The organism is Acinetobacter sp. CS-2 (assembly GCF_016599715.1).
In the GTDB taxonomy this organism is placed as follows: Bacteria; Pseudomonadota; Gammaproteobacteria; order Pseudomonadales; family Moraxellaceae; genus Acinetobacter.
Genome location: NZ_CP067019.1, coordinates 1,892,559 through 1,905,201, shown reverse-complemented (window position 1 = coordinate 1,905,201; position 12,643 = coordinate 1,892,559). Strand labels below are relative to the sequence as shown.

At 41.7% G+C, this 12,643-nt stretch carries 8 protein-coding genes; 6 read left to right on the top strand and 2 right to left on the bottom strand.

Features of this window, described 5'->3' with window-relative positions:
• Positions 1-37: 37 nt before the first annotated feature.
• Both JFY49_RS09430 and ahpC read right to left on the bottom strand, forming a co-directional pair.
• Entirely contained in the window at positions 38-244 is a 207-nt protein-coding gene (locus JFY49_RS09430) for a KTSC domain-containing protein (RefSeq protein WP_086195511.1), read from the bottom strand.
• A 375-nt stretch (positions 245-619) separates the two neighbouring features.
• Positions 620-1,183 carry an alkyl hydroperoxide reductase subunit C gene (gene ahpC / locus JFY49_RS09425; RefSeq protein ID WP_166168833.1) on the bottom strand — a complete coding sequence of 188 codons (564 nt, stop codon included), beginning with the start codon at positions 1,181-1,183 and terminating at the stop codon, positions 620-622.
• A gap of 550 nt (positions 1,184-1,733) precedes the next feature.
• On the opposite strand from ahpC, the gene hrpA reads away from it, so the two are divergent.
• From hrpA to JFY49_RS09395, 6 genes are all read left to right on the top strand, one after another.
• Positions 1,734-5,621 (top strand): ATP-dependent RNA helicase HrpA, encoded by a 3,888-nt coding sequence (hrpA, locus tag JFY49_RS09420; protein ID WP_413784603.1) that lies wholly within the window; start codon positions 1,734-1,736, stop codon positions 5,619-5,621.
• 28 nt (positions 5,622-5,649) lie between these two features.
• The gene (locus JFY49_RS09415) at positions 5,650-6,759 is read left to right on the top strand and encodes a beta-ketoacyl-ACP synthase III (RefSeq protein ID WP_086195508.1); all 1,110 of its coding nucleotides are present in this window, start codon (positions 5,650-5,652) and stop codon (positions 6,757-6,759) included.
• Positions 6,760-6,770: 11 nt separating this feature from the next.
• Positions 6,771-7,529 (top strand): lysophospholipid acyltransferase family protein, encoded by a 759-nt coding sequence (locus JFY49_RS09410; protein ID WP_200222672.1) that lies wholly within the window; start codon positions 6,771-6,773, stop codon positions 7,527-7,529.
• Positions 7,530-7,710: 181 nt separating this feature from the next.
• Positions 7,711-9,717, top strand: a complete 2,007-nt coding sequence (locus tag JFY49_RS09405; RefSeq protein ID WP_200224851.1) for a hypothetical protein — start codon at positions 7,711-7,713, stop codon at positions 9,715-9,717.
• Between the two features lie 88 nt (positions 9,718-9,805).
• Positions 9,806-11,521 carry an AAA family ATPase gene (locus tag JFY49_RS09400; protein WP_200222671.1) on the top strand — a complete coding sequence of 572 codons (1,716 nt, stop codon included), beginning with the start codon at positions 9,806-9,808 and terminating at the stop codon, positions 11,519-11,521.
• A gap of 110 nt (positions 11,522-11,631) precedes the next feature.
• On the top strand, positions 11,632-12,615 hold the full coding sequence (locus JFY49_RS09395; protein ID WP_086195505.1) for an ion transporter: 984 nt from the start codon (positions 11,632-11,634) through the stop codon (positions 12,613-12,615).
• Positions 12,616-12,643: the final 28 nt, after the last annotated feature.

The following is a 12,643-nucleotide window of genomic DNA, read 5'->3' as shown; positions in this document are numbered from 1 at the left end:
TAAAAATATCTGTGAATCAGGGCAGAGCCCTGATCATTCAAGCCATGGAAATGCGAGTAAAATGTAAGTCATATTCTAAATATTTATGTACAAAAGCAGCCTTGTCATGACATCGGAGCATGTTGTTATAAATAAATTCCGGAACTGGATGGTACAGTTCTGCTGAACCATTGTTATAAAAAATTTTAAGATAACGTGATGAAGAACTGTAAGTATAGGAAGTTACAGTAAGTATTGATCCCATAAGCACTCCTTTTTTATATTATGTTTCACAGATTTTGTCTGTCATTTGACGTGAAGCTATAGAGGTTATGCGCTGTAGAGCAGCCTTGTAAAACATTCGTCACAAACCTGTATAAGACTTACATTACAATAAAAAGTGACAAAATATAATAGAAATAAATATATTAAATTGATGAATTATAGATAGATATATTTTGTATTGAAGAATAGGGCTGTACGCTATTCAGCTTTTTATTGTTGAAGTAAAAAATATAAATTCTGTTATGTTGACAATTATAGGAAATACTAAAGATATTTGAAAACAGTGTTTTATTCAAAATGTATAAAACCACGCAAAAGAGCGTGGTTTTTTACATCAGTTCAATCTAAATAGAGATTAGATTTTACCTACTAGGTCGATTGAAGGAGCTAGAGTAGCGTCGCCTTCTTTCCATTTAGCTGGGCAAACTTCACCTGGGTGAGCATGAACGTATTGAGCTGCTTTAACTTTACGAAGAAGTTCTTGAGCATCACGGCCAACACCACCAGCGTTGATTTCAACGATTTGGATTTTGCCTTCAGGATCGATAACGAAAGTACCACGGTCAGCAAGACCAGCAGCTTCGATTAATACGTCAAAGTTTTTAGCTAGAGTCCAAGTTGGATCGCCAACCATTACATATTCAATTTTTTTGATTTCTTCTGAAGAATCATGCCAAGCTTTGTGCGTGAAGTGAGTGTCAGTAGAAACTGAATAGATTTCAACGCCTAATTTTTTGAATTCAGCGTAGTTATCAGCAAGGTCACCTAATTCAGTTGGGCAAACGAAAGTAAAGTCAGCTGGGTAGAAGAATACAACAGACCATTTGCCTTTAAGATCAGCTTCAGTCACTTCAATAAATTGACCGTTTTGGAATGCAGTTGCTTTAAATGGTTTAACTTCAGTATTAATTAAGCTCATCATTGTCTCCATGATTGAGGTTTGTATTTGATTTCCAAAAGGATAGCGAATTTTTTCTTATTGCTGAAACAGTATTTTTACATTATTGAAATCGGAAAAACCGAATTAACTAATATAAAGTCTACAATTCCACCAAATCTGATTCTTTATCTATTTAATCATTTAAAGATGATTATTAAATGACAAATATGCAGTTTTTCAGCTTGTCTAAGAACATGAAGGCTTGAGACTTAAAATTCAAGGGTAAATTTTTTTAAATTAAATTTATTTTTGACGCTCGAATCATTTTTAGGCTGAGTAATGGTGATCAGAAGATGTGTGTGAACATCATTAAAGATGGTGAATAGTGTAACTCTTGTTATACGTGGCGGATTTTAGCGTGGTTGATGATCTATTTCCCATACTTTTGAATATTCTTTACCTCAAACGCCATGAATAAATATTTGCCTGTCTTTCTCTCTGCGGCGTTACAGCGTAAAATATTCAGTTCAATTTTTTGTTTTGGGATAAATTATCTGTGTTAAGTCATTTAAATGTAGATCAATGGGTCATGGCACGTGACCGTCATCGTTTAAATCGACTACGCAAAGGTAAAGATGCCAACGAAAAACACTATCAAGAATTATTAGAAAAATCGAATCATAAAGTGCGTGAGCGCCTGTCTCGTGTTCCGAACATCAAACTCAATCAAGACCTGCCTGTTACCCAATATAAAGACAAGTTGATTGAAGCGATTCAACAACACCAGGTGATTATTGTGGCAGGGGAAACCGGTTCAGGTAAAACCACGCAATTACCACAAATTGCCATGCTGGCCGGTCGTGGGTTGACCGGAATGATTGGTCATACCCAACCGCGTCGACTGGCTGCGCGTAGCGTATCGCAGCGTATTGCCGAAGAAGTGGGGGAGAAGCTGGGTGAATCCATTGGTTTTAAAATTCGTTTTAACGAACAGGGGTCGCAAGACTCGATAGTTCGTTTGATGACGGACGGTATTTTACTGGCTGAACTGGTCAATGACCGTTATTTGACCAAATACGACACCATTATTATTGATGAAGCGCATGAACGTTCATTGAACATCGACTTCATCATGGGCTATTTAAAACAGCTTCTACCACGCCGCAAAGATTTAAAAGTCATCATTACTTCCGCAACTTTAGATGTAAACCGTTTTAGTAACTACTTTAACGGTGCACCTGTTTTTGAAGTGGAAGGGCGCAGTTATCCGGTAGAAGTGCGTTATCGTCCAATTTCAGAAATGAGTATTGGCGGTAGTGATGATGACGAGTTTGATGACTTTGAAGAAAACTTGCCGCGTGCAGTGGTACAAGCGGTAGAAGAATGTTTTGCCGATGCACAGCAAAAAGGCCATCCTGAACATGCCGATATTCTGATTTTTGCCAGTACCGAACAGGAAATTCGTGAATTGCAGGAAACCTTGCAAAAGCATGGTCCACGGCATACTGAAATTTTGCCTTTATATGCGCGTTTAGCCATAGCTGAACAGCAAAAGATTTTCAATCCTGGCGGTGGTGGACGACGCATTATTATTGCCACCAACGTGGCTGAAACAGCTTTAACCGTACCCAACATCCGTTATGTAATCGACAGCGGTTTTGCCCGTATTTCACGCTATAGCTACCGTTCACGGGTGCAGCGTTTACCGATTGAGGCAGTATCACAGGCGGCTGCCAACCAGCGTAAAGGCCGCTGTGGCCGTATTGCGCCTGGTGTTTGTATCCGGCTGTATAGTGAGGAAGATTTCCAAAGCCGTCCTGAATTTACCGAACCAGAGATTAAACGTACCAACCTGGCATCGGTTATTTTACAGATGCAGAGTTTAAATCTGGGTGATCTGGAAAGTTTTGACTTTATTGAGCCACCAGATCATCGCTTGGTTAATGATGGCCGTAAGTTGTTGATTGAGCTTGGGGCACTTTCTGAGAAAAATTCCCCTAAAGTTACAGATGAAAAGCAATCTGTAACTTCTTCCCCCTTTGGAAAAGGGGGAACACAAGGGGGATTAACCAAAATCGGTCAGCAGATGGCAAAAATGCCAATCGACCCGCGTTTAGCGCGAATGATTTTAGGCGGCGCGCATTTTGGTGTGCTCAATGAAGTGCTGATTATTGTCGCAGCTTTGGCTGTACAGGACCCACGAGAGCGTCCTGCCGATAAACAGATGCAAGCTGACCAGAAGCATGCCTTGTTTAAAGAAGGTGACTCTGACTTTTTGTTCTACATCAAGTTATGGGAAACCTTGCAAGCTAACCGTGCCTCGATGAATGAGAACAAGCGTCGTAATTTTGCACGGCAGCATTTTTTAAGCTGGTTACGTTTACGCGAATGGAAGAAAACCCATGAACAGTTGACGGAATTGGCGCAAGGCTTAAAGCTTTCCTTTAATGATAAAAAAGCCAGTTATGAAAACTTGCACCGTGCTTTATTGACCGGTTTGCTTTCGTTTATTGCCAATAAGACCGATGAACGCAATGTGTTTATGGCCGTTCGTCAGCAAAAAGCCCGTATTTTCCCGGCATCGACTTTGCATAAAACCAATACGCCGTGGGTAATGGCCTTTGAGATGGTGGAAACCTCTCAGGTATATTTGCGTACCTTGGCGAAGATCGAACCGGAATGGATTCTGCTGGCTGCGCGTGACTTACTGAAACATCATTATTTTGAGCCGCACTGGTCGAAAAAAGCCGGTATCGTCAATGCTTATGACCAGATTTCCCTGTTTGGCCTGATTATTGAACCGAAGCGTTTGATGAACTATGAAAAAGTCGATCAGCCGGCAGCGCATGAAATCTTCCTACGTGATGCCTTAACCACAGGTAATCTCGGCATTATGCCGCCATTTTTGAAGCATAATCTGCTCAAGCTGGAAGAAGTGGAACGGGTAGAAGATAAGCTGCGTCGTCGTGATCTGGTGGTGGATGAAGAAACCATCTATCAGTTTTATGCCGAGAAAGTACCGCCAGAAGTGGCGAGCCGTCGAAGTTTTGAAGACTGGCGTGCGACGGTTGAGCCGCAAAATCCGCGCTATTTATTTGTCGAAGATGATGCGCTGTGGATGAATGATCGTCCGACCACCCAGCAATTTCCGGATTATTTGCATAATGGCGCTTTGCGTCTGGCAACGAGCTACCGTTTTGATCCAAGCCATGATGAAGATGGAGCGACGGTCAAAATCCCGCTACAGGCCTTGCCACAGGTCGATGAAGGTATCTGGTCATGGGGCATACCCGGCTGGCGTGAGGACTTGATTGAAGCCTTATTGAAATCCTTGCCTAAAGACAAGCGCCGCAATCTGGTGCCGATTCCGGATACTGCACGCAAACTGATGAAAATCATTGATGCAGTTCATTTACGTGAGCATATCTTCAAGTTTTTGGCTTTCCAGTTGCGTGGCGAACAAATTAGCGAAAAAGACTTTTCCTTTGAACGGATCGAGCAGTATTTGCTGCCGTTGATTAAAGTGATTGATGAAAAAGGTCGGGTGATTGAAAAAGGTCGTGATCTGCCCGAACTGAAAGCACGTTGCCGTACCGAAACACATAGTCCGGTCAAGCAGCTCAAAGGCGAATTTAAAGTTTTCCCTGAGAATTTTACTTTTGAAGCTTCACAAAAAGTGACTGGTGTTGTGGTAAAGCAATATCAGGCTCTGGTACCGACTAAAGCATTTGCAGAACTAGATGCAAAAGATGAATCTGGTGTGGTGATTCAGACCTTTAATGATCAGGCTGAAGCGATTAAACAGCACCGGGAAGGGGTCATTCGTCTGGTCTATATGCAGCTCGGCGATCTGGTACGCCAGCTGAAAAAACAGATTTCCAAACCGCTGGCTTTGGCTTATTCGCCTCTGGGCGATAAGGCCCAACTGGAGCAGATGTTAGTTTATGCCACCCTTCAGATGACAATAAATGAGCTTCCTGTCAATACTGAAGAGTTTCAAAACTTGCTTTTAAATGTAAAAAAATCTTTCCTAACGCATGGTCAAGTGGCATTATCTATACTGAGCGATATTTATATTCAATGGCAGGATATTCGTCGAAAATTGTTGGTTTTAGACGATTCTATCTTTGGAAAAAATATTGATGATCTTGAAGATCAGCTTGATTTAATGAGTCTTTCCAACTGTGTGTATGTCAAATCTTTTGATATATGGCAGGAGTTTCCACGCTATTTAAAGGCTTTGGTCTTGCGTTTAGAACGCTTGCCAAATAACCTGCAAAGGGATAATTCTGCCATTGAGCAAGTTGACCCATGGATGGAAAAATTGTTTAAGTTTAAAAATGACGCTCGCCTGAAAGATTTGTACTTTATGGTCGAAGAATTTCGTATTTCCCTGTTTTCACAACCAATGAAAACAAAAATGCCGGTTTCTCCAACCCGCCTGCAAAAAGTATGGAATCAATTGGGCATTAATTAACAGAGCGCAAAATTAATGGGAGTTTTACATGGGCATTCGTATTACCGGTACCGGTCTTTATCATCCAGAAGAATCCATTAGCAATGATGAATTGGTTGCAAGTTTAAATGCTTATGTGGAACAGTTTAACCACGACAACGCGGACAAAATTGCAGCGGGTGAGATTGAAGCGCGTCGCGGTTCAGATGCAGAATTTATTGAAAAAGCATCCGGTGTTAAAAGTCGCTATGTTGCTGAAAAGTCAGGTATCCTTGATCCGAAGCGTCTATATCCGCGTTTACGTGAACGTAGCAATGATGAACTTTCCATTCAAGCTGAATGGGGTGTGATTGCTGCTAAACAGGCGATGGAAAATGCAGGGGTTACAGCTGAAGATATCGACGTTGTGATTCTTTCGTGTTCAAACATCCAGCGTGCTTATCCCGCTGTTTCAATTGAGATCCAAACCGCTTTGGGCATTCAAGGCTATGCCTATGACATGAATGTAGCATGTTCGGCTGCAACCTTTGGTTTAAAACAGGCTGCGGATGCAATCAGAAGCGGTGCACGTCGTGTCTTATTGGTCAATGTAGAAATTACCTCTGGTCATACCGATTTCCGTTCACGTGACTGCCACTTTATTTTTGGTGATGTGGCGACAGCATCGATTATTGAAGATACGACCACGAAGACTGGTTTTGACATTTTAGATACGCATTTGTTTACGCAATTTTCTAACAATATCCGTAACAACTTCGGTTATTTAAATCGTAGTGAAGATGCAGTTGTAGATGACAAACTGTTCCGTCAGGACGGTCGTAAAGTGTTTAAAGAAGTGTGCCCGCTGGTTGCAAAAATCATTACCAAACAGCTGGAGAAAAACAACATTGCACCAAGCAATGTGAAACGTTTCTGGTTACACCAAGCCAATGCCAGCATGAATGACCTGATCTTGAAATATGTAGTCGGTAAAGATGCTGATCGTGCGCTTGTGCCGATTATTCTCGATGAATTTGCCAATACATCTTCTGCAGGTGTGATCATTGCATTACACCGTACTGCACATGAAGTGAATGATGGTGAATATGGTCTGCTTTGTTCATTCGGTGCGGGTTATTCTGTTGGCTCGGTTCTGGTGCAAAAACACGTTGTAGCATAAGGAATCATTTATTGCAGGTTGAGCATGATGCCAGATGGATTAAATGCCTCAGTGCATTGTCCAAACTGTATTTCACCCCAACCTTTTTAGGGGCTGAACAGATTGATGCTACCAAACCTGCAATGTATGTCGGGAATCACACCCTATATGGGATATTTGATTCCCCGATTCTGATTGATTATTTATATAATCATCATAAAGTGGCTGTGGTCAGTGTTGCTGATCATGGCCATTTTTATTTGCCGGTTTGGCGTACCCTATTTAAGAAATTCGGTGCTGTCGATGGTGAAAAAGCCTATATTCGTGCAGCGATGCAGCAAGGTTATTCGATTCTGGTCTTTCCCGGAGGCGGGCGGGAAGTTTTAAAAAGAAAGGGCGAAGCTTATCAGCTGATCTGGAAACAGCGTTATGGTTTTCTAAAACTCGCGCAAGAATTTAACTATGATATTGTGCCTTTTGCGGCTTTAGGAGGCGATGAAGTTTTTGAGCTGGGATTCGATGCTAATCGGATTATTGAAAGCGCGTGGTTTCAAAAATTGTTAAAGTTGCCGCAACTGGATAAATTGTTGCGTCATGGTGATGTCATTCCATCCTTGCCTAAAAGTATCATTCCGAAGCGTCTGCGTTTTTATTTTCAATTTATGCCGCGACAAAGTTTGATGAATATCAAAAATACGGAACAATTAAAAGATTTTCGTGATCAGATTCAGCAGCAAATTTATACGGGTTTAGAATATTTAAAACGACAACGTGACTACAGAAAAGCTTGACTAGGTTTGGTCTGTGTTTCATTTCCACGAGTATAAATGGATGAAGCAGTGATTGAGTTTTAGCAATTGATCAGGCAAATTTGCTTAAATTTTGAACTCAGCATACAGTATCTTTACTAGATTACTATATGATTAAAATGATTAAATTCATCTTAGGATGATTATTCAATTTGAGGCGAGTATGGAACAGGATCGTTTAGTACCGCAATATCAAGGGATTGCGAAACAGTTACTCAGAATTTCTAAAAGTCTAAATGACATTCTTCAAGATCAGCTCAAGATTGTCGGTGGGCTGAATACACAAAATATGTTTCGTATTGATCAGGAATGGCATACGGTACAAGTGGCCAATGGTCTGTTTCAGTTACAATTTTATGCCCCTGACTCTGCGCAGAAAAGCATTTTGCATGGTGATTTTACTTATCTTGGACAAAAAGCTGAACTGCTGGAAGAGTTTATCCTTCATGATCTGTACTTTCTCACCAATGACTTAAAGCCGCAACATTCTTTGTACCTGCGTCAAAAAGCCCAACAGCTGCGGCAGATACTGCTTGATCAGGTGTATCTGTGGGTGCATGGTGCGGAACGGGTGCGAGCCTATCTGAAAAATCTTTCATTGTTTGAAGCTGAAATTATTGATCAGCTGATGATGAAGGCAAACATTTATTCTTTTGCTGTTTTAACAGATTATGTCATGAATAGGACCGCATTGCCTGAAACGCTCATCCAGTTTTTACAAGAGATGTGTTCTATTCAAAAGGTGTACGGAAATGAATTTTTACCCTTGCAACCTTTAATGGAAGCGCTGGATGAGTTTTGTTTTAGCGCTGCGCAGTTTTTACCTGTGGCCATGTACCGCATTATGGCACTTTCATTTGAAGAGCGTTTTAACTTGCATGAGTTAATGGAACATCAGGATGATATCCATTTGCTCTATCGGCATGCCCAGGAACAACCTGCCTTGCTTGGCTTTGTGCGTTTAATGCGGCGTGAACTCTGGCAGCGTGATAATTTACTCTCAAAACATAATTTTCTGCATTGCTCGACTGTGGTCTGGCAAAAGAAAGTTGCAAAATTACCGTTATTTGATTATCCGCGAGCGGTAAACTGGCTGTTTAAACAGTCTGCCGAGGTTTTGGACTGGCTGAGCCGTAATATTCAGCACAGCAGTGTCCGGGTAGCAGTCACGGCATTCAGTTTTATCGATAGCAGTCAGGCTCACCCTCAGGTTATTCTGGCAACTTTACAGTACTTTCAGCATTGTTCAGCACGCATGTTTATTCATAGCTGTCATTATTTTGCCATGCAGGAAGCCTGGTTTGAGCATGAATGTAATCAGGGTATGATGCTTAAAGGGCAGAGCCAGTCTCTGGAAGACCATCGCATTGCCATCAGTCCTTCCATTTTGTATCTGGATGAATGGATGGACTTAATGCGCAATGTCACACAAGGCAATGAGCAAATAATAAAGAAAATCTATTTGCGTTTAAGTCGGGTGATGCAGGCTTATATGTTATACCTGCACAAAATAACCCGGGGTTTCGGCAATGATTTAATGGCTTATATCCGACCGGAAACCCATCAGAATCGCGAATTTTATAGCGTATTGCAGCACTACAAAATGCGGCAGGATGAGTTCCGGCAAATTTTTTATCTGCGTGGCCGAAATATCCGGGTGTCGGTGTTCGACTCCTATGTGCGAGATTATCTGGTTGAATTTTTTAAGGATAATAAGCCTGTAGCGAAAAATACCAGCTGGATCGGGTTTTATCATCAGGCCACGGATTGGCATAATCACATCCAGAAGCGGGAAATTATCAGCCAGCTCAGGAAAAATTATGCGGTGTCGGTCTGGCAAGCTGTGATGCCGGAAAAATTCATGCACTTTTCCAGCTGGAGCTTTGAAGAATTGACAGATCTGGACCGTCTTATTGAAGAGTCGCAGAGATGTCAGAATTGTCTGGCGGCAAGCTATGCACAGCGGATTATGGAAAGAGAGTATGTGGCTTTTCATATGGTTTCGCAAACCGGCAAGCTGCATATGACCTTAGGCTGCTACCTGCGAGAAGGTCAGCTGATCTATGACCAGCTTGAATATCCGCATAATAGAAAAACCGAATATCTTTTTGTGAATATCGCGTTGCAATTTATCTCCTGGTTAAACCAGCAGTTTGCGCCGTTTAAGTGACAGTGGCTGTCGCTAAACTTTTTTCTGGGCTTAACTTTTAGGGAAAAAATCGGTAGGCTATAGCCGTTAATTTACGGTTATAGGTCTTATGAAACAAGAAACTGCACTCAAGCTTTTGAAAGCGGGCGAAAATGTCTTTTTAACAGGTTCGGCTGGTGCAGGGAAAACCTATACACTCAATCAGTACATCAATTATTTAAAAGCCCGTAAGGTGCCTGTGGCCATCACCGCATCTACAGGGATTGCGGCAACACATATGAATGGCATGACCATTCATACCTGGGCAGGCATTGGCATTAAGGATTTTCTGGCTGATGCTGACCTGAAAAACATGAAAGAACGCAAGTACCTCAAAGAGCATTTGGAAAATGCCCAGGTACTGATTATTGATGAAATTTCCATGCTGCATGCCAAGCAGCTTAATCTGGTCAATCAGGTTTTAAAATATTTCAAGGAAAGTGATGAAGCTTTTGGCGGGATTCAGGTCATTGTCGCAGGTGACTTTTTTCAGTTACCACCCGTGGGTAAAAATGACGAACGCAATCGGGATAAATTCTGCTTTATGTCCGATGCTTGGGTGGAAGCAAAATTCCGGGTTTGTTATCTGACCGAACAGCACCGTCAGGGCAATGACTATTTAAACGACATTTTAAATGCCATCCGCAGTCAGAGCATTACGTCTGAACATCTTCGGGCTTTGGAACAAACCCGCCAGCAAGATGTAGGCGAAACCTTTACCCGTTTATATACCCACAATATGGATGTGGATAGCATCAACTTTAAGCATCTGAATGCTATTGATGCGGAAAGCAAGCAGTTTGACGCCATTTGTGACGGTAATGATAAGCTGATCGAGACTTTAAAATCATCCGTTCGTGCACCTGAAAACCTGACCTTAAAGAAAAATGCCAAGGTGATGTTTGTCAAAAACAACTTTGATGTGGGTTATATCAACGGCAGTCTGGGTGAGGTGATTGGCTTTGAAGAAGATGATGAATATGGCATTTTGCCAAAAGTAAAATTGACCGACGGTACGGTACTGGTGGTAGAGCCTGAAACCTGGTCGGTCGATAACGATGCAGGTAAAACGATTGCCAGTTTTCAGCAAATTCCGCTACGTCTGGCTTGGGCCATTACCATTCATAAATCACAAGGCATGACGCTGGAAGCGGCTGAAATTAATCTGGCGCATACCTTTGAGAAAGGTCAGGGCTATGTAGCACTGTCGCGTTTAAAAGCATTAAGCGGTTTAAAATTGCTGGGCATTAATGAACAGGCTTTGGAACTGGACAGTTTGGCTATTAAGGCCGATCGCCGTTTTCAGGAATTGTCGGAAGAAGCGGAAAATCATTTCGAATCGATTGATTTAACACCGCAGCACAAAGCTTTTATCCGTCATTGTGGCGGTACCTTGAATGAAGCAGAAATTCAGCGTAACGAGAAGAAAATTGCCAAAAGTGGCGGCAAAACCAATTATGCGACAGCCACATTGGATGAAACTCGTGAATTGTTTGAAGATGGTTATGAAATTCAGGATATTGCCGTTGAGCGTGGCTTGACTCCTGCGACCATTATCAATCATTTGGCGAAATTACATAAAGAGCAGGGCTTGGACATTTCCGTAGCTCATCCGGGGGATGAAGTGGTGGAGCAGGTACGTAAAATTTATAAACGCTTGATGAAACGTCAAAGTCCTGAAAACTTTAGTGAGGATGGTGCAATTAAGCTGCGTCCGATTGTAGAAGCGACCAGTCCACGTATGGGCTATGACCAAGTACGTTTAGCTTTGCTTTTTGTTGAATAAATTGAAGTAAAGTAAAATGAATGCGTGATGAGGGCTTCTTGGCTTGTCATGCATTACATCTTTTCCAACTTGGGTTAAACTACAGCCTTTAAATTACAATATGTACGGCTATGGCATTTAGCACGTGGTATACACTAAGAAGATTCGTTTATAACAATTTACATAATGAAGACTACGAAACCAGGTTTAGTCGGACGATTAACTATTTTTTAATTTTACTGATCCTGGGCAATGCGGCAGCCATATTATTGGAGTCGGTAAATGATGTGTATCAATCCTATGCGGCATTTTTCGATTTTTTCGAATACTTTTCTATCTTTATTTTTTCGCTTGAATATTTACTCCGTTTTTGGTCAGTTGCCGAAGAAAATCCATTTTACAGTGCCTGGAAGAATCGCCTGAACTGGGTCAAAAGTGGTGCAGCAATCATCGATTTATTTGCCATCTTGCCAGCTTATATTAATTTCTGGGTGCCGATTGATTTACGCTTCCTGAGAATTTTACGGCTCATGCGATTGTTAAAGTTGACACGCTATTTTGTCTCCCTACAAATTCTATTGCGCGTGATTGAACGTGAAAAAGGGTCTTTTCAGGCGGTTCTCTTTATTTTAAGCATCATGATTGTGATGGCTGCCGCCTGTATTTACGTGGTCGAAAGTAAAGCTCAACCTGAGGTGTTTACTTCAATTCCGGCATCGATGTGGTGGGCGGTAGTGACCCTGACCACTGTGGGTTATGGAGATGTGACACCGATTACTCCTTTGGGGCGTTTTTTGGGCGCAATTATTACCATTTTAGGCGTGGGACTGGCCGCTTTACCGGCAGGTATCTTGGCAACCGGCCTGACCTATGAACTGGAACAGCGTAAGCAGAATCTGGAATTAAAATTTAGAGAGTTATTGCAAAGTTCTGAAATTGATCTATTCAATGATCAGGAAAAAATAGAAAGTATGCGTAAAGAGGTGGGACTCACTTCGGAGCAAACGCGCAATATTATTTTCCAGTTGCTGCGTGAACAGCGGGAAGAAGCATTGAAGCAAGAACGCGAGCAATATGCTTACTGTCCCCATTGTGGAAAAAAATTACCAGATTAAAATTAAGAGTTTATAAATCATTATTTAC